This window comes from Pseudoalteromonas sp. SCSIO 43210 (assembly GCF_054133285.1).
Window position 1 is genome coordinate 2,728,035 of record NZ_CP087225.1, and the last position, 24,437, is coordinate 2,752,471.

At 39.3% G+C, this 24,437-nt stretch carries 17 protein-coding genes; 10 read left to right on the forward strand and 7 right to left on the reverse strand.

Going from position 1 to position 24,437, the window contains the following annotated elements; all coding sequences use genetic code 11:
• Positions 1 to 5: 5 nt before the first annotated feature.
• The 4 genes from LOS73_RS11665 to LOS73_RS11680 all read left to right on the forward strand — a co-directional run bounded on the left by LOS73_RS11665 (position 6) and on the right by LOS73_RS11680 (position 5,684).
• Positions 6 to 1,154 carry a lactonase family protein gene (locus tag LOS73_RS11665; RefSeq protein ID WP_457933690.1) on the forward strand — a complete coding sequence of 383 codons (1,149 nt, stop codon included), beginning with the start codon at positions 6 to 8 and terminating at the stop codon, positions 1,152 to 1,154.
• Positions 1,155 to 1,163: 9 nt separating this feature from the next.
• Positions 1,164 to 1,748, forward strand: coding sequence for an RNA polymerase sigma factor (locus tag LOS73_RS11670; RefSeq protein ID WP_007583017.1), 585 nt, complete (start codon positions 1,164 to 1,166; stop codon positions 1,746 to 1,748).
• 2 nt (positions 1,749 to 1,750) lie between these two features.
• Positions 1,751 to 3,301: a LamG-like jellyroll fold domain-containing protein gene (locus LOS73_RS11675; protein WP_457933691.1), complete on the forward strand. Its 1,551-nt coding sequence runs from the start codon at positions 1,751 to 1,753 to the stop codon at positions 3,299 to 3,301.
• Positions 3,302 to 3,365: 64 nt separating this feature from the next.
• On the forward strand, positions 3,366 to 5,684 hold the full coding sequence (locus LOS73_RS11680; protein WP_457933692.1) for a beta-galactosidase: 2,319 nt from the start codon (positions 3,366 to 3,368) through the stop codon (positions 5,682 to 5,684).
• 2 nt (positions 5,685 to 5,686) lie between these two features.
• On the opposite strand, the gene LOS73_RS11685 is transcribed toward LOS73_RS11680, so the two are convergent.
• Complete coding sequence (locus LOS73_RS11685) at positions 5,687 to 7,147, reverse strand: helix-turn-helix transcriptional regulator (RefSeq protein ID WP_457933693.1); 1,461 nt, start codon at positions 7,145 to 7,147, stop codon at positions 5,687 to 5,689.
• 252 nt (positions 7,148 to 7,399) lie between these two features.
• On the opposite strand from LOS73_RS11685, the gene LOS73_RS11690 reads away from it, so the two are divergent.
• Both LOS73_RS11690 and LOS73_RS11695 read left to right on the forward strand, forming a co-directional pair.
• Entirely contained in the window at positions 7,400 to 8,812 is a 1,413-nt protein-coding gene (locus LOS73_RS11690; RefSeq protein ID WP_457933694.1) for a sulfatase-like hydrolase/transferase, read from the forward strand.
• Positions 8,813 to 8,827: 15 nt separating this feature from the next.
• Entirely contained in the window at positions 8,828 to 10,270 is a 1,443-nt protein-coding gene (locus LOS73_RS11695) for a sulfatase family protein (RefSeq protein WP_457933695.1), read from the forward strand.
• A 62-nt stretch (positions 10,271 to 10,332) separates the two neighbouring features.
• On the opposite strand, the gene LOS73_RS11700 is transcribed toward LOS73_RS11695, so the two are convergent.
• Positions 10,333 to 12,288, reverse strand: coding sequence for a CRTAC1 family protein (locus tag LOS73_RS11700; protein WP_457933696.1), 1,956 nt, complete (start codon positions 12,286 to 12,288; stop codon positions 10,333 to 10,335).
• 291 nt (positions 12,289 to 12,579) lie between these two features.
• Between LOS73_RS11700 and LOS73_RS11705 the strand changes: the two genes are divergently transcribed.
• From LOS73_RS11705 to aldA, 3 genes are read left to right on the forward strand one after another with little or no spacing between them, the layout of a single operon-like run.
• On the forward strand, positions 12,580 to 13,602 hold the full coding sequence (locus LOS73_RS11705; RefSeq protein WP_033039573.1) for a (R,R)-butanediol dehydrogenase: 1,023 nt from the start codon (positions 12,580 to 12,582) through the stop codon (positions 13,600 to 13,602).
• A gap of 31 nt (positions 13,603 to 13,633) precedes the next feature.
• Positions 13,634 to 14,398: a 2,5-didehydro-3-deoxy-L-galactonate 5-reductase gene (locus LOS73_RS11710; protein ID WP_033016439.1), complete on the forward strand. Its 765-nt coding sequence runs from the start codon at positions 13,634 to 13,636 to the stop codon at positions 14,396 to 14,398.
• A 4-nt stretch (positions 14,399 to 14,402) separates the two neighbouring features.
• Positions 14,403 to 15,851 (forward strand): aldehyde dehydrogenase, encoded by a 1,449-nt coding sequence (gene aldA / locus LOS73_RS11715; RefSeq protein ID WP_007376607.1) that lies wholly within the window; start codon positions 14,403 to 14,405, stop codon positions 15,849 to 15,851.
• An 80-nt stretch (positions 15,852 to 15,931) separates the two neighbouring features.
• On the opposite strand, the gene yfaE is transcribed toward aldA, so the two are convergent.
• From yfaE to ubiG, 5 genes are all read right to left on the reverse strand, one after another.
• Positions 15,932 to 16,204, reverse strand: coding sequence for a class I ribonucleotide reductase maintenance protein YfaE (gene yfaE / locus LOS73_RS11720; protein ID WP_008139206.1), 273 nt, complete (start codon positions 16,202 to 16,204; stop codon positions 15,932 to 15,934).
• Positions 16,204 to 17,334, reverse strand: a complete 1,131-nt coding sequence (nrdB, locus tag LOS73_RS11725) for a class Ia ribonucleoside-diphosphate reductase subunit beta (protein ID WP_007376605.1) — start codon at positions 17,332 to 17,334, stop codon at positions 16,204 to 16,206. Before nrdB ends, yfaE begins: the two co-directional genes overlap by 1 nt.
• 66 nt (positions 17,335 to 17,400) lie before the next feature.
• A complete protein-coding gene (nrdA, locus tag LOS73_RS11730) occupies positions 17,401 to 19,683 on the reverse strand; it encodes a class 1a ribonucleoside-diphosphate reductase subunit alpha (RefSeq protein WP_008139207.1) in 2,283 nt (760 codons plus the stop codon).
• A gap of 412 nt (positions 19,684 to 20,095) precedes the next feature.
• Positions 20,096 to 20,776 (reverse strand): HAD family hydrolase, encoded by a 681-nt coding sequence (locus LOS73_RS11735; protein WP_033031672.1) that lies wholly within the window; start codon positions 20,774 to 20,776, stop codon positions 20,096 to 20,098.
• Positions 20,776 to 21,486, reverse strand: coding sequence for a bifunctional 2-polyprenyl-6-hydroxyphenol methylase/3-demethylubiquinol 3-O-methyltransferase UbiG (gene ubiG, locus LOS73_RS11740; protein WP_457933697.1), 711 nt, complete (start codon positions 21,484 to 21,486; stop codon positions 20,776 to 20,778). The genes LOS73_RS11735 and ubiG overlap by 1 nt, the downstream gene beginning before the upstream one ends.
• 176 nt (positions 21,487 to 21,662) lie before the next feature.
• On the opposite strand from ubiG, the gene gyrA reads away from it, so the two are divergent.
• Positions 21,663 to 24,362, forward strand: a complete 2,700-nt coding sequence (gyrA, locus tag LOS73_RS11745; protein ID WP_007376601.1) for a DNA gyrase subunit A — start codon at positions 21,663 to 21,665, stop codon at positions 24,360 to 24,362.
• The last annotated feature ends 75 nt before the right edge of the window (positions 24,363 to 24,437 follow it).

A 24,437-nucleotide genomic window follows, 5' to 3' on the forward strand; every position in this document is an offset into this window, starting at 1 on the left:
AATAAATGAGTTTATGGCTAACAGGATTACTTATACGACTTGAAAAGTGCGCTCAGCTGTTTGTTTTTATATCCTTTATTTTTTGCCTTGGTGGTTGTCAAAGTATCAGCGATGAACAATCTCGACTTAATTATTTTTTAGTCGGCAGCTACACAAATGAGCCTGATCAGGGCGTTTATTTAGTTTCTTATAACGAAAGTGATGATCTATTAATTAACGAACGCGTCGTTGTATCGACAACCGATCCAAGCTATCTAAATTGGCAACCGACAATAAACAAATTGTATAGCATTGGCAGAGGGCTTGATAAAAAATCTGTTATTAACGTGTATGACTGGAAAAGTAACGCGTTTACAAAGCTTAAAACGTACCCGATTGAAGGAAAAGGGCTATGTCATATTAATATTTCGGATGATCGCCAGCAGTTAGCTGTTGTAAATTACACGACAGGTAATAGTGAACTGTTTAATATTAATAAGGCAGGATTATTAGTATCACGGGGTCAATTTACTAATACAGGAAGTAGTATTACGCCCAGACAACGAAGTGCTCATTTACATTTTTCGGGGTGGGATAAGCAAAGTCGCTATCTGTATTTGACGGATTTAGGTACAGACGAGATTATTGTTTTTGATAGCTTAAAAAGTGATTTTACGCCAGTACACCGCATTGAATTAACGCCGGGGGATGGGCCTCGCCATCTTGCTTTTCATCCGGCTAAAAAATTAGTGTTTAGCTTAAATGAATTGAGTAACAGTATTAGTATCTTCAAAATATTACAAAATGGTGCGTTATTACACGTTTCAAAAACAAATATAATGCCCGCAAAAGTTGGCGAGCAACAAAACCTTGCATCGGCAATTCGTATTTCTGAGGATGGTCGCCATGTTTATGTGGCTGTGCGCGGTGAGAATGCAATTTATGGTTATCAATTAATGGCAGAAACCCGACTACAATTAATTAATAAAGTCTCAAGTGGCGGTTTACATCCTCGTGATTTTAATTTTTCAAAATCACAAAAGCAGTTATTAGTGGCTAATCAATATAGTAATAATGTTGTGATTATTAAGCGTGATTTAGCATCTGGGAAGTTATTTACGACTCAAAGTCAATTGCAAATTGACGCACCATCTTACGTCAGTTATTTCAATTAGGACTCTGATTTGAAAGAAAATATAATATCGTTAGATGGTAAAAGTGATGGTTCTATAATTGACGATATATTACAAGGCAATGTTGCTGCATATTCTCTGTTAGTTGAGCGTTATCAGTCTGCTGTGAGGGCCTTTTTAGTTATTCGACTAAATACCCCTCACGAAGCAGAAGATTTAGCACAAGAGACCTTTATTATTGCTTTTAAAAAAATCGCTGAGTTTAACAGTGAAAGTTCCTTTTTAGCTTGGTTGAGGGGGATTGCTGCTTATTTATTAAAAAACCATCAACGTAAACACCGAGCTGTGGCATTAGGCAGCGCTGATGAGTTAGAGCACTTAATAAATCAACACATTGATGAAAATATCCATGAAGGGGTCGAGCTTGATATGTTTGATAATTTAACTATTTGCCTTGAAAAATTAAGCGAGAAAATGCGCAATTTATTAACTGAACATTACACATTAGGCGTTTCATTGGCTGAGCTATGTCGAAAATATGAAGATAAACATTCTACTATGACTATGCGCTTATTTAGAATTCGTCAATCATTGAAAACATGTATTGATAAAAGAATACAGCAGCAGCAACGATGAGCATGACTGAACAAATGACGAAGCACCAACAACAGCTATTAGCCGCGTATTTGGCTGGCGAAGATGTTGCCGACGAATTGCTTGAAGCCTGTCAGCATGATGTTAATTTACTTGCACAAGTGAGTAAATATGTGACGAGTGAACGTTTATTAAAAGCACATCATCAATCGGATACGCGACCAGACAATTTTACCCGCAGTGTAATGGCAAAACTAAGCGAGCAACAAAAAACGATTTGGCCGAAAAGTACAATGAGCTGGTTTTCAAGCCCGTATTCGCTTGCTGCAAGTATTATGCTTTTTGTCAGCGTTATATTTTTGGCAGAGCACTTGGACTACACAAATAAGTTTGCTGAAGTCACAAAAATGACTGCTTCGCATAACGCTAATTTTTCTGTTGGCAGTCAATTAGGTCAAGGAGATATTATTCTTGAGCATGGTTACAGTGAAATTTCACTCGAAAATGGCGTGGTACTCGTTTTAGAAGCGCCGGTTAAAGTGAATTTGCAATCCAGAGATAAAGTAACGCTTCATCATGGTAAGTTAGTGGCCCGAGTACCACAAAATGCAATTGGCTTTAGAGTTGATACCCCAAGTTCAGAGATAATAGATTTAGGCACAGAATTTGGCGTCGAAGTGTCTAATAGCGGTGAATCTCAAGTACATGTGCTCGATGGTGAAATAAAAGCGCGTGGCAATAAAACGCAGTCTTATCAACATGTGAAAAAAGATCAGGCATTAGCGTTTGATTTAAATCATCAAATTACCAGCTTTGTTAGCGTACCTTCTGATTTTATGCGTGTATTACCTGGAGACTCAATAGAAGAGCCTCACTTATTACATTGGTCATTTGATGATAAGCAGCAACATAATTATCTCTCCAGCGGCCGTGGTATTGATGGTCAGCAGTATGTAGCCAAAGATAAATCACCCATTGATGAACCGTTAACAGAGGTAGCGGGTGTATATGATAAGGCAATTAGCTTTAATGGTGAAAATAATTGGTTAGAAACACAGTACCCAGGTGTTGGCAGTGATAACCCCAGAACGGTCGCCTTTTGGCTCAAAGTGCCTAGTGATTTTTTACCAGAAAATGCATACGGCATTGTGAGCTGGGGATTACAGCAAGATTATTCAGCGTGGCAAATTTCCCCTAATCCAGAGTTAATTGACGGGCCTTTAGGTAGGATCAGAATAGGGACCTATAATGCTCAAATTGTGGGTAATACCGATTTGCGAGATGATGAGTGGCACCATATTGCAGTGGTTTTATACGGTGGACTAAAGAGTAACTTAGCGACACATGTTTTGCTATATGTTGATGGTAAGCTTGAAAAAACGCAGAAAAAGTCAATCGCTAAAGTCGCAACAAATTTACAGCACCCAGCTTCTCGGCCACTGACGATAGGAAAAAATATTGGTTACATAGAAGGCGCAATACATGAGAAGCAAATGTTCTTTAAAGGCGGACTCGATGAGCTTTATGTAGTAGAAGCGGCGTTGAATCAACAGCAAATAATTCAACTAATGACTCATAACCAGTTAAATGAATAAAAATATGTGTCAGAGTGCGTTTTCATAACATTACCTATTACTCGTTAAAGTATAAGGTAATAAAATGAATAAAATAATTAGATGCTTATCTATCTTTGTATACTCAACGTTAGTTTTAAGCGGTGAAGGTGTGGCAAGGGAATTTGACTTGCAACACGATAACAAGACTATTTTAATTGACGATTTTGAGCACGCTAGTAACAGTTATAAACTAACAAATAAAAATATAAAAACGACACAAGTAATTAAAAATAAAAATAAAGCATTAGAGCTTTCGTTTTCCACTAAGCATAAATTCTCTGGGATCACACTCAAACCGAATAAGTTATGGGATCTGAGTGTTTTGGGCAATAGCGCTTTATTTTTCGATGTTTCAAACGTAAGCGACTTTCCAGTGATGCTCAGTGTGAATATCACAGGTAAAGATAAACAAGTCCAAAGACGTACAATTGGGCTAACAACTAACGAGCACGCTACATTATATTTTGAGCTCAACTCCCAGACTTTAAATGTTGATACAGGACTCAGAGACACTCCTGCTAGCTTTAAAACAACCGCACGAAAAATGATCTTGAGAGGTGCTAAACTCAATGTAGATTTTAGCCAAGTTGAAAGTATCGCTATCTATACAGAAACTCAAATAAATCCAACGGCTGTAACCGTCGATAATTTACGATTCGAAACGATACCCGATGCAAAACCAGATTTTTTAACAAACATCGTCGATAAATTTGGTCAATCTACACAGGTCAACTACCCGTTAAAGGTCAGCTCTGAACAACAATTAAGAGCAATCGCAAATAAAGAGTTAAATGATTTGTCGAAAGTAACCCCGCGGGCGGATAGAAGTAAGTTTGGCGGTTGGAAGCAAGGGCCTAAGTTAAAGGCAACAGGTTTTTTTCGTACGGAAAAAGTAAATGGCAAATGGGCGTTAGTTGACCCCGAAGGTTATTTGTTTTTTTCCTCAGGCATTGCCAACGCGCGAATGGCTAACACAACAACATTTACAGGTGTAGATTATCGCGATGATGCGGTCAGAGCGCGTGACCCTGATGATGTAACGCCAGAAGATTCAAAGGGCTTAAATAGTAATTTAGCTAAATATCAAAAATCAGCCTACATCGCTTATCCAGACCGAAGAGCCATGTTTAATTGGCTACCACAGTATAATGATAAGTTGGCAAATCACTATAGTTACAAGCGCTCATCTCATCTTGGACCAATCCAACATGGGGAAGTTTTTAGCTTTTACCAAGCAAATTTAGAACGTCGTTATGCTCAGCAATACCCAGATTCTTATATTGATAAATGGCGCGAAGTAACCTTAAAAAGAATGCAAGATTGGGGCTTTACTTCATTTGGGAATTGGACCGATGCTAGTTTTTATAATAATCAACAAGTTCCCTATTTTGCGAATGGGTGGATCATCGGCGACTTTAAAAGGTTGAGTTCTGGTTTTGATTATTGGGGAGCCATGCCTGACCCTTTCGATCCTGAATTTGTTAAAAGAGCTAACATAACCACTCAAGTTATTGCCCAAGAAGTACAAAATAACCCTTGGTGTATTGGGGTGTTTATTGATAACGAAATGAGCTGGGGAGGAGAGGGCTCAACAACCTTACGTTATGGCATTGTACTTGATGCACTATCTAAAACGACTGGGAATAGCCCGACCAAATCAGTGTTCAGTGATATGTTAAAACAAAAGTATAAAACCATTAGCCAGCTAAATAAGGCATGGAATAGAAATATTAAGTCATGGAAGGTATTTGATAATACTGGCGTTAACTATAAAAAAGACAGTAATTTTAATAACACTATGATTGCCGATTTGTCGTGGTTGTTAATTCGTTTCTCCGATGAATATTTTAAGGTTGTAAACCATTCTTTAAAATCAGTATTGCCTGACCATTTATATATGGGCGCGAGGTTTACTTCTTGGGGGACATCGCCAGAAGCTCGCTGGTCTGCTAAGAAGTATGCCGATGTGATCAGTTATAATTATTATCGTGAAGGACTAGACCCAATGACATGGGATATGTTGAAAGAACTAGATATGCCTACGATTATTGGGGAATTTCACATTGGTTCAGGTGATACTGGTCAACCGAATCCAGGCATTATCCATGCTGCTAATCAACGCGATCGTGCTGATATGTACAAAACCTATATGAAAACGGTTATTGATAATCCGTATTTAATTGGTGCTCACTGGTTCCAATATATTGATTCGCCAATTACCGGTCGGGCGTATGATGGCGAAAATTATAATGTTGGATTTGTAACAACAACAGACATTCCCTATCCAGAGTTAGTTGAAGCGGCTAAACAAGTTCATAAATCGTTGTATCAGCAGCGTTATGGTGATGTGAAAATTAAATAAACTCATTTAGCAGCCCTCATTGATGATTTTAATTGGCATTGTTGTTGGTATTCTTTTGGTGATAACTCGGTGTGTTTTTTAAATACTGTTGAAAAGTACGCTGAGTTATTAAATCCTACCGCATAGGCTGTTTCGGTGACTGTTTTAGTTAACAAGAGTAATTTAGCTTGGTTTATCCTCACATCAGCTAGATATTGATTAATCGTTGTTGCCGTTAATTGTTTAAAAATTTTCATTGTGTGAGAACGGCTCGCACCCACAGCACTGACAATATCTACAATGGATATATCATGGTGGTATTGCTCAATAATATACGCTTTTACTTTATCAACCAGCTGCATGTCAGGGGTGTTACTATTTAACTGATTAATTGCGTGGTGTAATACTGTGATCACTTGATGCAGGGCACTATCAATATTGATGATAGTGTTAGCATCATCAAGGTGATTACCGATATTCTCCAGTTCACCAAGTAATGCTTTACTATTTCCGCAATGAAAAATGACCCTATCAAATATCATAAATGCGATTTCTTTTGCCCTGATCTGATAACAGCTTAACGAATTGTCACAGTAAATTTTTAGCTTAACTAATAGTTCGTCTAACTTGGTCGCTGTTAAATGTGGATTAGCAGTGCAGATAATCTCAAGTAGATCAGCACGCTCTTTCAGTGGATATGCTTTATTCAATTTGTCTAGGTAATATTGGCTAAAGTCGCGATTATTAGCTGCTGTAAATTGCGCTATGGCGAGTGCATTTTGGTGTTCTGTGTGTTGTTTAATTTTATCATTAGTAAATTGAATATCGTTATAAACCGCCCAGCTCCAAATTAGTGCACTTAAGCTTGCACCAACATAGTAAATCACCCACAGCTCAAATGCGTTACCAATGCACATAAAAACACTCAGTGTGAGCGCGCCATAAACATGGGTTGCAACATACGCTTTGAGATTTGTTTGTAATAGTAAAATACAAGGGAGCAATAATTGCACGCTGATTAAAAGCAATTGGGATGAGTAAATATGCTGTGCGTTTATGTTTTCTAACTTAACTAACCAAGGTAGCTCATTGGGACTGTAAAAATATAAGGGGGCTGCACAAAGGAAAAAGCACGACCATGCAATCCCTAGTATAACGGGTGCTATTAATAAGGTTTTTGGTAATTGCAACTTAGCTTGTGTTAATAGTGCATAAAGTAAGCAGGGGGTGCCAATACTAAAAAGCAAAATGTTTCTAAAAAAATCATACCATCTTTTCCCTTCATTAAGTGGCATTACATTAATAATTGGGCCGCATAAAAAAAGAATAAAACAGATTATAAAAGCGCAATAAAAAGGGTAGGCATCACCAATGCGTTCGCGCACAAGCGTAAAATAAATGAGTACCATAATGAAAATGTTGGCAGCCGCAAATGGGATCACCGTACGTAAAAATATATCCCAGTTTAATTCGGTGTAATACATAGCTATTTTTTATTTTTATAAGGCAAGAACCAAAACAATAGTGGTGATGGGGGTTACAAGTCAAGCTTTGTTAACAATTTACTTTTTTAGTATGGTAAATTTAAATTACCCCTCTTTTAGTCTGTTGATTAATAATGAAAAGATTATTTTATAACTCGTTATGGAGGATATTGAATGCAGCAAAACCAACACTTAATTTAAAGTAACGCATTATTTAAATATCAATTTAGATGTTTGTTATAAAGGGACTATATGCGTATTAATTTAAAATCTGTCTATTGGTTATTGCTGCTTAGTGTATTGAGTAATGTATGTTACGGCGAGGAAAAACCTAATATATTGCTGGTTATTGCGGATGATGCGGGTTATCACGACTTTGGTTTTCAGGGCAGTGAAGTAATGCAAACGCCAACAATCGATAAGTTGGCAAGTCAGAGTGTTGTATTTGAGCAAGCCTATGTTACAGCGGCTGTGTGTGGGCCTTCACGCGCGGGCTTGTATACGGGGAAATATCAACAAAGATTCGGTTTTGAAGAAAATAATGTGCCAGGTTATATGAGTAAATCAGGCTTCACTGGCGACAAAATGGGCTTACCTTTCACTCAAATTACTATGGCCGATCACCTCAAAGAACTGGGTTACCACACGGGATTATTTGGTAAATGGCATCAAGGTAATCACGATGATTATCATCCAACTAAGCGTGGCTTTGATAACTTTTATGGCTTTCGTGAAGGTGCGCGTGGTTATTTTGCATACAGTAATGAGGAACAACAAGCTTACCCTTCCCAAAAGATGGAGCGAGACTTTAAACACTATATTGAACACGAAGGGTACTTAACAGATGAACTGGCGACTCAAACCAGTCATTTTATTGGTCAATCCGTCGTCAATAAACAACCTTTCTTTGCAGTACTATCGTTTTCAGCGGTGCATGCGCCGATGCAAGCAACGAATGCTGATTTAGCTCAATTTCCACATTTAACAGGTAAGAGAAAAATATTAGCTGCGATGAATTTCGCTATGGATCGCGCTATTGCTGTCGTATTAGATAAGCTTAACGCACTTAAAATTAGTGATAACACTCTAGTGGTGTTTATTAATGATAATGGCGGACCGACTGATCAAAATTATGCCAATAATTATCCATTAAGTGGTACTAAAGCCAATCATCTTGAAGGCGGGATCCGAGTACCTATGTTATTAAAGTGGCCAAAAAGGCTTTCAAATAATAATACGCGCTACACGTATCCGGTGAGTTCACTCGATTTATTACCGACTTTTATTCATGCTGCTAATGGCAAAGTGACTGAGCAGATGCAGCTCGATGGCGTTGATTTGATGCCATTTTTATTATCAAAGAGCACACAACGACCTCATCAAACCTTGTACTGGAAAAAGGAATCTCGAGCCGCTATTCGAGACAAAGACTTAAAGCTACTGCGTTTTCCTGACCGGCCCGCTGAATTGTACGATCTTTCTGTCGATGTATCAGAGAACCATAATTTGGCATCGTCGCAGCCAAACCAAGTAGCGAACTTGATGAAAAAACTATTCCAGTGGGAACTAACACTAGAAAGACCTTTATGGCAATTAAAGCGTGAATACGAAGGTCATGCAATGACACGTATGGATAGCTATCGCATACATCAAAAAAATAATTAAAAAGAGGATTAAATAATGAGACGACACGTGTTATTGATACTGATAACTATGTTTATGAGTATAAACAGTTTTAATGTCAATGCCAGCGAGCAAAAACCAAATATAGTGGTGATCCTCGCCGATGATTTAGGGTATGGTGACTTAGGGTTTACTGGTTCAAAAGAGATTAAAACACCTAATATTGATGCATTAGCGAGTAATGGCACCCGCTTTAAAAATGCGTATGTGACACACCCTTACTGTGGTCCTTCACGTGTAGGCTTACTGACTGGGCGTTATCAAGCGCGTTTAGGTATGGAAAACAATGTAAGTTATATGCCACAAGATAAATATATGGGACTACCACTATCTGAAAATACCTTTGCTAATCGTTTACAAGACGTTGGCTATCATACATCGGTATTTGGTAAGTGGCACTTGGGTGGCGCACCGCATTTTCAGCCTAATAAGCGTGGCTTTGACTATTTCTATGGTTTTTTAGATGGCGGGCATAATTATATGCCTGATCAAGTGACGGTAGGCGGAGATGGTTATTCACTGCCGCTGATGCGTAACACTCAAGTGACCGAATTTGATGAATATTTAACGACAGCGCTTAGTCGTGATGCCGTGAAGTATATTCACCGACAGCAAGAATCACCATTTTTTATGTATTTATCTTACAACGCACCTCACACGCCACTACAAGCACCCGCTGAATATATTGAAAAATATAAGCATATTGAAGATGAAGACCGACGTGTTTATGCAGCCATGATTGATGTTATGGATGAAGGAATAGGTATGGTAGTCGATGCACTTAAAGACATAAATCAGTTAGATAATACACTTATTATCTTTTTATCGGATAATGGCGGGGTATTTCCTGAAAGCTGGCAACCGACTAGCGATTGGGCTGACAATTCACCTTTTAGAAGAGGTAAAGTGGCTTTACTAGAAGGCGGGATCCACGTTCCTTTTATCGCTCATTGGCCAGGGGTAATTCCTAAAGGCGAAGAGTTTACTGGTTTAGTATCGTCACTTGATATTGCTGCAACCTCAGTTGCACTAGCGGGTGCTGATAATAAGAAATTAGATGGTGTTAATTTACTGCCATTTTTACAAGGCACTAAACAAGGCAGCCCACATCAGGCGTTATTTTGGCGCTTAGAAGAGGCACCGAATATTTATGCTGTACGTACCGCTGATTATAAATATATGAACCAACCACTACCGAATGTAGGCCGTAGTTTTTTTGATATGAAAGCGGATCCGTATGAGCAACATAACTTGGTTGATACATTACCCGCTGAACAAGCGAAATTAGCCAAGCTGTGGAATGAGTGGAATAAGCACAATACAAATAATGTATTGCAGCAATCATGGGAATACAAAGCACAAATAGATAAGTTTTTTGAGCAGTTAAATAAGCAGAATATTGAACAGGCAAAACAAACCCCAAATTACATTATCAAGTAAATATAATAAGCCCCCTGTCGTTATTCGCTTAATTAAGGGGGCATGAGAGTTGCGGCTATGGATTAGTTATTTAAGTTACCAACACTTATCAATTGATCTGTAGGTTGTTTATTTAAATGCTCAGAGCTGCCATCTCGCCATGTAACAATAACTGATGAGATTGAATCTGCCTGTGCTAATCCAAAATGTACAATATTAAGTAAGCTTTGCGAGTGGGTAGCACTTTGTGAACCAATAACTTGATATTGGCTCGCAGTTGCTGTTTTAATTTGTACTTTTGCACCATATGGATCAACCCCACTTTTTGAGTACCCAACTCGAATAAGGGTGAAGTGGGCGTGACTTAACTCTGTGGTATTTTTATATAAATGCCATTGGCCGTTATCTTCATCTCCGCTTAGTAGGTCGAGTTTTCCGTCTAGGTTGAAGTCAAATGCGGCTCCCATATCGCCGTGTGAGTCTAAGCCACGTTCGGTATCGGCGTTATGAGTGATTGTTGCTTTAAAGTTGTAATCACCTTGGTTAATGAGTAAAATATCGGCAACTCGCTCTTTTAGTTCACCAAAGCGATAGACCATAAAGTCTATTTTTGTGTCGTTATTAAAATCGCCAGGTACAACTCCCCAGTTATTACTGTTTGTTAATGCTGGTAATTTAGATGAAATATCAACTAGCTTACCATTATCGTTACGTAGTAATACATCAGGAAGTGCGAGATTTTGTGGTTGCCAATCGCTTTGATAGCCTTTTACATTTTTGAATGATGCGCGTACATCCCATGCAAGGTTATCGGTAAGTACCCATTCTACTCGCCATCTATTATTCCCTAAATACCCAATGTACCAGCCAGTTTTATCAAGCTTAGTTGGAAACCCGCGCGCTCTTTTCTGGCTAATGGTTGTGTTTTTATTGGGTGTATTTATTAATTCTTTTTTCTCGCCTATGTATACATCCATATGGCTTAATAGCTTGGCACGCGGGAAGTGATAAAAGTCACTTAGTATAAGGCTTCCTGAGTTTGTGTTGTCGGTAATGAGTGTTATGCCATCGTGACTTTTATTACCTTCATCACGCAGGTCTAGTCGTTTGCTGCCTTTATTAAACGATAGACTGTTATTAGCGATAGTGTAGCTTAGCTTTCCGCGAGCAAGGTAGTAGTCCATATCGCCGTCGTTATCTATATCAGCTTGCGCAACTGCGAGCGTGCCTTTGTAGGCTTCACTATTTGCACCTAATAGATCTTGAGTCGTATTGGCGAAGGTAAAGTCGTTATTACCTTGATAAATAGCTAAATTGTTGTATCCATCAAAAGCAAAAATATCGAGTATGTCATCGTTATTGTAATCGGTTAATAATACACGCTCGGCTTTTATATTTTCAAAAGTAGCTGATGGGTGATAAGTAAATTTTCCATTGCCGATATTTTCAAAAATGATATTACGAGGGGAGTTTTCGTGAATTAATTTTTCGGCGTTTACTTGGATAAAATCAAGATCACCATCGCTATCTATATCAACCCAGCGCACAGAACGCCCGCGAGCCCCCATTTTAGATAAGCCAGCTTCGACGGTTTTATCTTCAAATTTACCATTATTGTTTTTAAGTAGTCGCTGGGGTTGAGGTGTAGTGCCATTTCCACCACCTAGTGCAATAAGTACATCGAGATCACCATCGTTGTCGTAATCACCGGCCGACATACCGTGTAGATCTGCTCGTGGAAAAATATCGTTTTGTAGTGTGTATGTGCCATCTCCATTTGCCATAAATAAACGAATAGGAGTGGTGTCGTGATTTGTTAGCAGCAGGTCATAATGACCATCACTGTTTATATCGGCAATGGTAGGGCCGCCATATTTCCAGTTTTTTTGTGTTATTAAGCCAGCTTGTTCAGACACATCAGAAAATACAACGTTGTTACTTGTTTGGCTACTGGGCGTTTGTGTGGTTTGGCTGCATCCCGCTAAGTTCATAGCGCTAATTATCACTAAGCCAAAAATTGATTTTTTGTTTTTAATCACTATTGTGCCTCCTTACATTGTGTTAATTGTTGACAATATAGATTGAAAGTAAAACATACAAGTAAATTTTATTACCCAAGCCTTAATGTTTTTAACTGACTCGCTTTACTGCTCTGAAGTTATATTAAATATTAAGAGTGGCTTTACAAATCACATACCTAGGTGTAAATTGTTAACAATAAACCATATCAAAGATATGATAGTTCACTTTGATATTCCTCGTATCGGCATTGTTTTAATGATGCATTACTTGGTCACTATTTAATTAAACATTCTTGAAGGTATAAAAATATGCAAGCTGCACAATATATAGGTAACAAGTCATTTAACATTGTTGAAGGCACATCTATTAAACCTAAAGCGGGTGAGATTAGATTGAGTGTTGGATACGTTGGGATTTGTGGTACTGATATGCACATATACCATGGTGTGATGGATCAACGAGTGTCTATTCCGCAAACAATTGGCCATGAAATATCAGGTGTTGTTGCAGAAATAGGTGAAGGCGTTGAAGGCTTTGCTGTCGGCGAAAACGTAGTAGTACGTCCACTAGATTGGTGTGGCGATTGTCCTACGTGTAATGCAGGGCATACGCATATTTGTCAAAACTTAAAGTTTATGGGAATAGATACGCCAGGTGCTTTTCAGTCAAGCTGGACAGTTAAAGCGCGTACTTTGCATAAATTACCAGCAGGCGTTGATTTAAAACAAGGCGCATTAATAGAGCCGTTATCGGTTGCGTGCCATGATGTACGACGCTCGCGCTTACAAGCGGGTGAGAAAGTTGTTGTGCTTGGTGGTGGGCCAATTGGGCAATTAGTTGCTGCGGTTGCTAAAAGTGTTGGCGCAGAAGTACTCGTGTCTGAGCCTAACGAAAGCCGCCGTGCTTTTGCCGATGAGCTAGGTGTTAAATCGGTTAATCCCATTGAAGAAGATTTAGCTGCCTATGTAGATAGCTGGACGCAAACAAAAGGTGCTGATGTTGTATTTGAAGTATCAGGCGTAAAACCCGCAATAGAGGCTATGACTGAAATAGCAGGGCGCCGGGGTCGTATAGTCATGGTGGCTATTCACAGTGTTAAACCTGAAATCGATTTATTTCAATTCTTTTGGAAAGAGTTGGAGTTATTAGGTGCACGTGTATACGAAGCGGCCGACTTTGATTGGGCTATCGAATTAATTTCATCGGGCCAAATAGATCTTAAACCTTTTATTAGTTCGGTTAGTTCGTTAACTGATATTGGTAGTGCATTTGCGAGTATGGATGGAAATCCAGAAGGTATGAAAGCGCTTGTTGAATGTAACCCACAATAATAAAAATTATAAAGGTATGAAAATGAATAATATGTTAGAAAAATTTAGTTTAGAGGGCAAAGTAGCCCTTGTTACAGGTTGTAAGCGCGGTATTGGTAAAGGTATTGCTCTAGGTTTAGCACAGGCTGGCGCTGATATTATTGGTGTATCTGCAAGCTTAGAGCTTGAAGGATCTGAAGTAGAAAAAGAAGTTAAAGCCCTTGGCCGAAATTTTAAAGCCTACCAATGTGATTTTGGTGATCGTGACGCGCTTTATTCGTTTATTAATGATGTAAAAAGTGATTTTCCAAAAATTGATATTTTAGTCAATAATGCAGGTACAATCCTTCGTGCTCCTGCGGCTGAGCATGGCGATGATTTATGGGATAAAGTGATTGAAGTTAACTTAAATGCTCAATTTATTTTAAGCCGCGAAATAGGCAAACAAATGATAGAGCATGGCGAGGGTAAAGTTATTTTCACGGCTTCTTTGCTCACTTTTCAAGGTGGTATTACAGTACCAGGTTACGCAGCTAGTAAAGGTGCTATTGGGCAATTGGTTATGGCGCTTTCTAATGAATGGGCTGGCAAAGGCATTAATGTAAATGCGATTGCGCCAGGTTACATTGATACCGATAACACTGAGGCATTACGCAATGACAAAGAGCGTAATGCAGCCATCTTAGCGCGTATTCCACAAGGTCGATGGGGAAATCCTGAAGACTTTAAAGGGCCTGCTGTGTTCTTGGCTTCTGAGGCTGCTAGTTACGTAAACGGCGCTATTTTATTGGTTGATGGCGGATGGATGGGGAGATAGTTCAATGAACTTTCATAATAATGTGAATTTTATAAATGGCGAATATGTTGCTTCTAAAGCAAGTGGCACGATTGAAATATTAAGCCCATCTACAGGTAAAAAAATTGGTGAAATACCAAAAGGCTGTATAGAAGATGCGCAGTATGCACTTGAATCAGCGAATGTAGGGCAGAAAAAGTGGGCTAAATTGACAGCTCGCACACGTCAAAATATATTGCGTGTGTTTGCTAATAAAATTCGTGAAAATAAAGATATTCTTGCGCCAATGCTTGTTGCAGAGCAAGGTAAATTACTATCAGTTGCACAAATGGAAGTCGACGTAACAGCGACTTTTATTGACTATGCATGCGACCATGCACTTACTATTGAAGGCGATATTTTACCTTCAGATAACGATGATGAAAAAATATACATTCATAAAGTGCCACGAGGCGTAGTTGTTGGTATTACTGCGTGGAATTTTCCGTTGGCATTGGCTGGTCGTAAAATTGGACCTGCGTTGATCACAGGTAACTCTATTGTATTAAAACCTACTCAAGAAACACCTTTAGCAACCACCGAGCTAGGTCGTTTAGCAAACGAAGCGGGTATTCCTGCTGGCGTGCTAAACGTTATTAATGGATCAGGTTCTGTTGTTGGCCAAGCATTGTGTGAAAGCCCAATTACTAAAATGATCACCATGACAGGCTCTACTGCTGCAGGTAAGCAAATCTACAAAACTAGCGCAGAATACATGACGCCTGTAATGCTTGAACTTGGCGGTAAAGCCCCAATGGTTGTTATGGCCGATGCCGACCTTGATGAGGCTGTTGAAGGTGCGCTTTGGGGTCGTTTTGCTAACTGCGGGCAAGTATGCACCTGTGTTGAGCGTTTATATGTTCAAGAGTCTGTGTACGATGCGTTTATGGCTAAATTTATACCAGCTGTAAAAGCACTTCGTGTTGGAGATCCTATGAACCCAGATACGCAAATGGGTCCTAAATGTAATCAACGCGAAATAGACAACATTGATCACATAGTTCAACAAAGCATTCAACAAGGCGCTTCTGTCGCCACTGGTGGTAAAGTTGCTTCTGTTGAGGGTTTTGAAGGCGGTTGTTGGTACGAACCCACGTTACTTGTAGACGTTAAGCAAGATAACATTGCAGTGCACGAAGAAACTTTTGGCCCAGTACTCCCTATTGTTAAAGTTAAAGATATGGAGCAAGCGATTGAATACTGCAACGACAGTATTTATGGCTTAAGCGCTTATATATTTACGCAAAACTTTTTCGATATTAATAAAGCCATTAACGAATTAGAAGTGGGTGAAGTTTATATTAACCGTGGTATGGGTGAGCAGCACCAAGGTTTTCATAATGGCTGGAAACAGAGCGGCTTTGGCGGCGAAGATGGTAAATTTGGTCTAGAGCAATATCTAGAGAAGAAAACCGTTTATTTGAAAGAAAAATAATATTCCAAAATTTAGCCGTAATGCAGCTTGAGCAAAAAGCCAATAATGTTTTCATTATTGGCTTTTTATTTGTCAGCAGATTACTTTAAATTAATACTTATATCGCCATTGGGTTTACAGCAGCACAACAATATTTCGCCTTCTCGCACAAACGCAAGTGGCTCTTCGTTATACTCAACACTGCCAGACACTAAAGTAGCTCTGCAAGCTCCACAGTAGCCTTCACGGCATTGGAATGCGACGTCTATTTTCATGGATTCTAAGCAGTGTAAAAGAGAAGGGCAGCCAGTATTAAATTCTATACACTGGCTGTTTTCTGCAAGCGTTATGCTTGCAGTAGACTTGTCACTCATTATAAATCAAAATCACCAAATTCTGATGCATCAACTTGAGAGTCTATTTGACCAACAAGGTATGAGCTTATTTCTGCTTCTTGTGGTGCTACTTGTACATTATCAGACACGAGCCATGAGTTGATCCATGGAATAGGGTTACTGTTGTTTTCAAACTGTGCAGGTAAGCCAATCGCAGTCATACGGGCGTTGGTTATGTATTCAACGTACTGACATAAAATATGTTTATTTAAACCAATCATTGAGCCATCTTTAAACAGGTATTCTGCCCATTCTTTTTCTTGCTCTGCGGCTTCAACAAACATTTTAATTGCTTCGTCTCGGCACTGAGCGGCAACAATCGCCATTTCTGGGTCGTCTTTACCGTCTTGCATAATATTTAAAATATGCTGAGTACCCGAAAGATGCAGTGCTTCATCGCGCGCAATAAGCTTGATGATTTTAGCGTTACCTTCCATCAGTTCACGCTCAGCAAACGCAAACGAACATGCAAAGCTTACGTAAAAACGAATCGCCTCTAAAATATTTACCGACATCATTGCAAGGTAAAGTTTCTTTTTAAGCTCAAATAAATTCACGATAACGGTTTTACCGTTAATTTCGTGTTTTCCTTCACCGTATAAATTGTAAAGTGATACAGAGTTAATTAGGTCATCGTAATATTTTGTTACCGCATCAGCACGTTCGCTAATTTTATCGTTGCTAACAATGTCATCAAAAATAAGCTCAGGTGCTTGTGTTACGTTACGGATAATATGTGTGTATGAGCGGCTGTGAATTGTTTCACTAAATGCCCATGTTTCTATCCATGTTTCAAGTTCTGGTAGCGATACGATAGGCAGTAGGGCTACGTTTGGTGAACGCCCTTGTACACTATCAAGTAATGTTTGGTATTTTAAGTTACTTAAAAATATGTGCTTTTCGTGATCTGGTAATGCCTGAAAGTCTAAACGGTCTTTACTTACGTCCACTTCCTCAGGACGCCAAAAGAAAGACAATTGTTTTTCGATTAGCTTTTCAAAGATAGGGTACTTTTGTTGGTCGTAACGAGATACGTTAACTGTTTGGCCAAAAAACATTGGCTCTTGCATTTGGTTATTATGGTTTCGGCTAAAAGTAGTATAAGACATGTTTATCACTCAAAAAAACTATCAGAAAAAGCGGGCTAAATGCCCGCTTAAAATAAAAATTAGTAACTATATTTTACACGCGCCGCCTTCACAATCATCATCTTCCACTTCTGGAGTGTCTTCTTGTGAATCTGATGCGCCATCACGGGTGTTGTGATAGTACAACGTTTTAACGCCCAGTTTGTATGCGCTCAGTAAGTCTTTTAATAAGACTTGCATAGGTACTTTACCGCCTTCGAACTTGTTTGGATCATAATTTGTGTTTGCTGAGATTGTTTGGTCAACAAATTTTTGCATTATGCCTACAAGCTGTAAGTAACCATCGTTTGATGGGATATCCCATAATAACTCATAGTTATTTTTTAAGCGTTCATACTCAGGAACTACTTGTTTTAAAATACCATCTTTGCTTGCTTTAACACTAATATGACCACGTGGAGGCTCAATACCGTTTGTAGCGTTAGAGATTTGCGACGATGTTTCTGATGGCATTAACGCACTTAATGTTGAGTTACGCATGCCGTGCTCTTTAATGTTTGCACGTAATGTATCCCAATCAAGATGAAGTGGTTCATCACAAATCTTATCTAAATCACGTTTGTACGTATCAGTTGGCATAATGCCTTGAGAGTACGTTGTTTCGTTAAACTTAGGACATGCACCACGCTCTTTAGCAAGCTCGTTAGATGCTTTCATCAAGTAGTATTGAATCGCTTCAAATGTTTTGTGAGTCAGGGCGTTCGCGCTGCCATCTGAATAACGTTTACCGTTTTTAGCTAGGTAGTATGCGTAGTTAATTACACCTATTCCTAACGTACGGCGTCCCATAGTTGCATTTTTAGCTGCCGGTACAGGGTAGTCTTGGAAATCAAGTAAGTTATCAAGTGCACGTACAGCAAGCTCAGCTAATTCTTCAAGCTCATCAAGTGATTCTATTGCACCTAAGTTAAACGCAGAAAGTGTACAAAGGGCAATTTCGCCTTCTTCGTCATTTACGTTATTAAGTGGCTTAGTTGGCAATGCAATTTCTAAACATAAGTTAGATTGGCGAATAGGCGCAACTTTAGCAATGAACGGGCTGTGTGTATTACAGTGATCCACATTTTGTAAGTAAATACGACCAGTACTTGCACGTTCTTGGGCAAACATAGAGAAAAGCTCAATGGCTTTGATACGCTTTTTACGGATAGACTCGTCTTGTTCGTATTTGACGTAAAGCGCATCAAATTCTGCTTGGTCTTCAAAAAATGCATCATAAAGGCCAGGCACATCTGATGGGCTAAATAACGTAATGTAATCGTCTTTAATTAAACGAGAATACATTAATTTATTAAATTGTACGCCGTAATCTAGGTGACGAACACGGTTGTCCTCTACACCACGATTATTTTTAAGTACCAGTAGGTTTTCTACTTCTAGGTGCCAAAGCGGGTAGAACAATGTTGCAGCGCCGCCACGTACACCACCTTGCGAACAACTTTTAACCGCTGTTTGAAAGTGCTTATAAAAAGGAATACAACCAGTGTGATACGCTTCGCCATTACGAATATGGCTACCTAGCGCACGAATTCGACCTGCGTTAATACCAATACCCGCACGTTGTGAAACGTACTTAACAATAGCTGATGATGTTGCATTGATTGAATCGAGGCTGTCGCCACATTCAATTAATACACATGAGCTAAATTGACGAGTAGGGGTACGAACACCTGCCATTATTGGTGTAGGCAATGAAATCTTAAATAACGATACCGCATCATAAAAACGTTTAATGTAATTAGTACGCGTTTCACGTGGGTAGTCAGCAAATAAACTTGCCGCTACTAAAATATATAAAAACTGTGCGCTTTCGTAAATTTCACCTGTTACACGGTTTTGAACGAGGTACTTACCTTCAAGCTGTTTTACAGCAGCGTAGCTGAAGTTAAGATCGCGAGAATGATCAAGGTACGCATCAAGCTCATCTAACTCTTGCTCTGTATAATCTACTAATAAGTGAGCATCATAGCGTTTGTCTTCAACCATTTTAGTTACATGATCAAATAAACGTGGTGGCTCAAATTGGCCATAGGCTTTTTTACGTAGGTGGAATACAGCTAAACGCGCTGATAAATACTGGTAATCTGGCGATTCTTTTGAAATCTGATCTGCAGCTGCTTTAATAATGGTTTCGTGAATATCTTTGGTACGAATACCATCGTAAAATTGAATGTGTGATTTTAATTCAACTTGCGAAACCGAAACGTTATTTAAACCTTCGGCGGCCCATTCAATAACGCGATGGATCTTATCAAGATCAAGCGGCTCTTTACGCCCGTCACGTTTGCTTACAGATAACTGTTGGTTCATAGCTTTGCCTGTATTCCTTGGGGATTATGTATTTTGACCAATGTTTACACCTCAAATTAGCAAGGTGTAGTGCTCATTTATTATAGGTTTCACCAAATTAGTGAATTTAATTGAATAACATTTGGCCACAATATCTGGTGTTGTTCAATTTAGAGATCACAAGATAGTGTGGTCTGCATTGTTTTGCAAGGGACATAATTGCCCCTGTTTGTGGATAACTTTGGGATAACGCATTTGTGTTAGTAGACACTCACCTTCGAACAATCATTTAAGTTGAAATATGCAAAAATCAACTAATGATCTGCTAAATTTACGCATTTAAAAAATAAATTTTGACTGCTTTTTTTATCAGCAAGCTTTGCCTAAAAACTAACACAATCACAATATATAGTGTTTATTAATTAACATAGCACTATATATGGTTAAAACCATCAATTGGACTTAGCCAGTTTAAATTGGCTTTCCAGCTTAATGCCTCATCTTCACTGGGAATGTAACCCCAAAGTGCAGTCGCGGTATGCATACCTGCTGCTTTGCCTGCTTGTATGTCACGCTGTGCATCACCAATGTATAAACAACGCTTTGGCTGTACTTGCATAAGCTTTGCACAATGTAGCAGTGGTAAAGGTGATGGCTTAGCCTCTGCTAAAGTGTCACCACTTATTACTACACTGGCATTTTTTAAAGCAGGAATAGCTGCAACTAAAGGATCGGTTAAAAACCCTGGTTTGTTAGTCATGATCCCCCATTTGATCTTTTTATGATCTAGGGCGATAAGTAACGATTCAACTCCGCTGAAGCAGCGTGTGTGATTTGCTATGTTTGCAGCGTACTCGTCAACTAATTGCTTTATAAGCTCGCTTTGGGGTTGTTTGTCCCATAACGCTTTAAAACCAGCCTCTAATAATGCGCCAGCGCCGTTAGATGCAGCAGGACGGTATATATCACTACTAACAGGCTCTATTTTATTGCTAATAAGCACCGCGTTTAAAGCGGCACCTAAATCATCCGCAGTGTCGAGTAGGGTGCCGTCTAAATCAAATAAAAATGCATCGTACTCAATAAGGGGGTGGGGGGCTTGAGAGTTAGCCATTAAGCTAACTTCTCAAAATAAAGTATGTAATTTACGCTAACGTCGTTATTAAGCGTATATTGCTTTGATAGTGGGTTATAAGAAAGGCCTGTACTTGCACGAACTTTTAAACCCGCTTGCTCTGCCCATGCAATGAGCTGTGCAGGTTTTATAAACTTTTTATGGTCGTGTGTACCTTCAGGCACCATTTTTAAAAGCTTTTCAGCACCAACAATAGCGTATAAGTATGCTTTAGGTGTTTTGTTCAGGGTTGAAAAAAACACGTCTGCGCCTGGTTTGGCTAGTGCGGCTACGGCATGAATGATAGATGCCGGGTCGGGAACGTGCTCAAGCATTTCCATACAGGTTATTACATCAAAGCGCTCTGGATTTTGTGAAGCAAACTCTTCTGCAGGCACTTTTATATAATCTACATTTACGCCAGTTTCTAAACTGTGCAACTTAGCAACACTTAAAGGCTCTTGCCCCATGTCGATGCCAGTTACTTTTGCGCCCATGCGCGCCATGCTTTGGCTTAAAATACCGCCACCACAGCCAACGTCGAGTGTTTCTTTATCGAATAAGCCTTGCGTTTTGTTTGCTATAAAGTCTAAACGTAACGGGTTAATTTCGTGAAGAGGTTTGAATTCTCCGTCTAGGTCCCACCAACGCTCGGCGATGGCTTCAAATTTTGCTATTTCTGCGTGATCTACATTTTGATGTTCGGTCATAAAATACTTCCTCGTCAATCTGAGGCCATTATATAGGGCTAAATTGATAAATCGCAAAGTTTTGCGCCTGTAAATTAAAATTAATTGTGATAGCATGGCTGTTAGAAATAATAACAATACTCTTAATCCCCAATACCGGGTCGTTGAGAGCTGATACTGAAGGAATGTGATATCAAATGACTGATCTCGCCAATGAAATTCTGCCAGTCAATATTGAAGACGAGTTAAAAAACTCCTACTTAGATTACGCGATGAGCGTAATTGTAGGACGTGCATTACCAGACGTACGTGACGGCTTAAAACCTGTTCATCGCCGCGTTTTGTTTGCAATGAACGAGCTTAGTAATGACTGGAACAAGCCTTACAAAAAATCGGCCCGTGTGGTCGGTGACGTAATCGGTAAATACCACCCACACGGCGACAGTGCAGTTTATGACACGATAGTTCGTATGGCTCAGCCATTCTCACTACGTTATATGCTTGTAGATGGCCAAGGTAACTTCGGTTCGGTTGATGGCGATTCAGCTGCGGCAATGCGTTATACAGAAGTACGTATGGCAAAAATGTCGCATGAGCTATTAGCTGATCTTGAAAAAGAAACGGTTGATTTCGTTCCTAACTACGACGGCACAGAACAAATCCCTGATGTTTTACCAACAAAGGTCCCTAACTTATTAGTTAACGGATCATCAGGTATTGCGGTAGGTATGGCTACAAATATCCCACCACATAACTTAACAGAAGTTATTAATGGTTGTTTAGCGCTTATAATCAATCCTGAATTAACTATAACTGAGTTAATGGATTATATTCCGGGCCCAGATTTTCCAACCGCTGCAATTATCAACGGTAAGAAAGGTATTGAACAAGCATACCAAACTGGCCGTGGTAAAGTGTACATGCGTGCACGTGCTGAGATTGAAACGGATGAAAAAACAGGCCGTGAAACAATTATCGTTCACGAAATTCCTTATCAAGTTAACAAAGCACGCTTAATTGAAAAAATTGCTGAGCTTGTTAAAGATAAAAAAATTGAAGGTATTAGTGCACTACGTGATGAATCAGACAAAGACGGTATGCGTATCGTTATTGAGATCAAACGAGGTGACGTAGGCGAGGTTATTTTAAACAACTTGTATGCGCAGACTCAGTTACAAACTGTGTTTGGTATGAATATGGTTGCGTTAATTAACAACCAGCCTAAGTGTTTCAACTTAAAAGAAATGCTAGAAGAGTTTATTATTCACCGTCGTGAAGTAGTAACTCGTCGTACAGTATTTGATTTACGCAAAGCCCGCGATCGTGCACATATGCTAGAAGGTTTAGCTATTGCGCTTGCAAACATTGACCCTATTATCGAACTTATTCGTAAATCCCCTACACCTGCAGAAGCTAAAGTTGCTTTAACGGCACGTTCGTGGGAATTAGGTAATGTAAAATCAATGCTTGAAAAAGCAGGCGAAGATAATGTTGCACGTCCAGATTGGCTCGCTGCTGATTTAGGTATTCGCGACGGTCAGTATTTTATTTCAGAGCAACAAGCCCAAGCAATCCTAGATTTACGCTTACACAAGCTAACAGGTCTTGAGCATGAAAAAATCCTGAGTGAATATCAAACACTATTAGATTTAATTGCTGAGCTTTTACATATTTTGGCAACGCCAGAGCGTTTAATGGAAGTTATTCGTGATGAGTTAGTTGAAATTAAAGCACAATACGGCGATGAACGTCGTACTGAAATTAATGCAGCGGCTCACGATATTAGCTTAGAAGATTTAATTACCGAAGAAGACGTTGTAGTAACGCTTTCTCACGAAGGTTATGTGAAATATCAGGCATTGTCTGATTACGAAGCACAACGCCGTGGTGGTAAAGGTAAATCAGCAACGAAGATGAAAGATGAAGATTTCATTGAACGTCTACTCGTTGCAAATACGCACGATACTATTTTATGTTTCTCTACGGCCGGGCGTTTATATTGGCTTAAAGTATATCAGTTACCACTGGCAAGTCGTGCAGCGCGCGGTAAGCCAATTGTTAACTTGTTACCACTTGAAGCTGATGAACGAATTACCGCTATATTGCCAGTACGCGAGTACGCAGAAGATAAATACATCTTTATGGCAACAGCATTTGGTACAGTTAAGAAAACACCATTAACGGCTTACAGTCGTCAACGTGCAAGCGGTATTATTGCTGTTAACTTAAATGAAGGCGATAGCCTGATTGGGGTTGATATTACCGATGGTAGCAACGAAATTATGTTGTTCACTGATGCAGGTAAAGTTGTACGTTTTAAAGAAGCTGAAGAAACAACGGTTGTTGATGAAAACGGTAATCCAGTATTAGACGAAGAAGGTAACCCTGAGATTCGCTTCAAAGGTGTTCGTCCTATGGGTCGTACTGCTACAGGTGTTCGTGGTATTAAAATGCCAGATGAGCAACGCGTAGTATCGTTAATTGTACCAAAAACTGACGGTGCTATTCTGACGGTAACTGAAAACGGTTACGGTAAGCGTACGCAACTTGAAGATTACCCATCGAAGAGTCGTGCAACACAGGGTGTTGTATCAATTAAGGTGAGTGAACGTAACGGTGCTGTTGTTGGTGCTGTGCAAGTTGACGACAACGATGAAATAATGATTATTTCAAATCGTGGTACCTTAGTACGAACTCGTGTTAATGAAGTTTCTACGGTTGGACGTAACACTCAAGGTGTTATTTTGATCAGAACTATTGACGAAGAGCAAGTAGTTGGTTTACAACGTATAGAAGAGATTGAAGTTACTCAAAGTGACTTGATTGATATTGAAGACGTTGAAACTGTAGATACGGTTATTGATGAAGTAGCGGATGATAATCCTCCTTCAGAATAATTGATATTGAAAAAGCGGCCTTGGCCGCTTTTTTTAATGTTGTTGAAAAAAATTAATAGAGTGTGAAATTATATT

What these genes read in the sequence shown, in the direction of transcription:
- LOS73_RS11665 (WP_457933690.1), top strand. Translation starts at nt 6, where the DNA reads ATGAGTTTATGGCTAACAGGATTACTTATACGACTTGAAAAGTGCGCT.
- LOS73_RS11675 (WP_457933691.1), top strand. Translation starts at nt 1,751, where the DNA reads ATGACTGAACAAATGACGAAGCACCAACAACAGCTATTAGCCGCGTAT.
- LOS73_RS11680 (WP_457933692.1), top strand. Translation starts at nt 3,366, where the DNA reads ATGAATAAAATAATTAGATGCTTATCTATCTTTGTATACTCAACGTTA.
- LOS73_RS11685 (WP_457933693.1), bottom strand. Translation starts at nt 7,147, where the DNA reads ATGTATTACACCGAATTAAACTGGGATATATTTTTACGTACGGTGATC.
- LOS73_RS11690 (WP_457933694.1), top strand. Translation starts at nt 7,400, where the DNA reads ATGCGTATTAATTTAAAATCTGTCTATTGGTTATTGCTGCTTAGTGTA.
- LOS73_RS11695 (WP_457933695.1), top strand. Translation starts at nt 8,828, where the DNA reads ATGAGACGACACGTGTTATTGATACTGATAACTATGTTTATGAGTATA.
- LOS73_RS11705 (WP_033039573.1), top strand. Translation starts at nt 12,580, where the DNA reads ATGCAAGCTGCACAATATATAGGTAACAAGTCATTTAACATTGTTGAA.
- LOS73_RS11710 (WP_033016439.1), top strand. Translation starts at nt 13,634, where the DNA reads ATGTTAGAAAAATTTAGTTTAGAGGGCAAAGTAGCCCTTGTTACAGGT.
- aldA (WP_007376607.1), top strand. Translation starts at nt 14,403, where the DNA reads ATGAACTTTCATAATAATGTGAATTTTATAAATGGCGAATATGTTGCT.
- yfaE (WP_008139206.1), bottom strand. Translation starts at nt 16,204, where the DNA reads ATGAGTGACAAGTCTACTGCAAGCATAACGCTTGCAGAAAACAGCCAG.
- nrdB (WP_007376605.1), bottom strand. Translation starts at nt 17,334, where the DNA reads ATGTCTTATACTACTTTTAGCCGAAACCATAATAACCAAATGCAAGAG.
- nrdA (WP_008139207.1), bottom strand. Translation starts at nt 19,683, where the DNA reads ATGAACCAACAGTTATCTGTAAGCAAACGTGACGGGCGTAAAGAGCCG.
- LOS73_RS11735 (WP_033031672.1), bottom strand. Translation starts at nt 20,776, where the DNA reads ATGGCTAACTCTCAAGCCCCCCACCCCCTTATTGAGTACGATGCATTT.
- ubiG (WP_457933697.1), bottom strand. Translation starts at nt 21,486, where the DNA reads ATGACCGAACATCAAAATGTAGATCACGCAGAAATAGCAAAATTTGAA.
- gyrA (WP_007376601.1), top strand. Translation starts at nt 21,663, where the DNA reads ATGACTGATCTCGCCAATGAAATTCTGCCAGTCAATATTGAAGACGAG.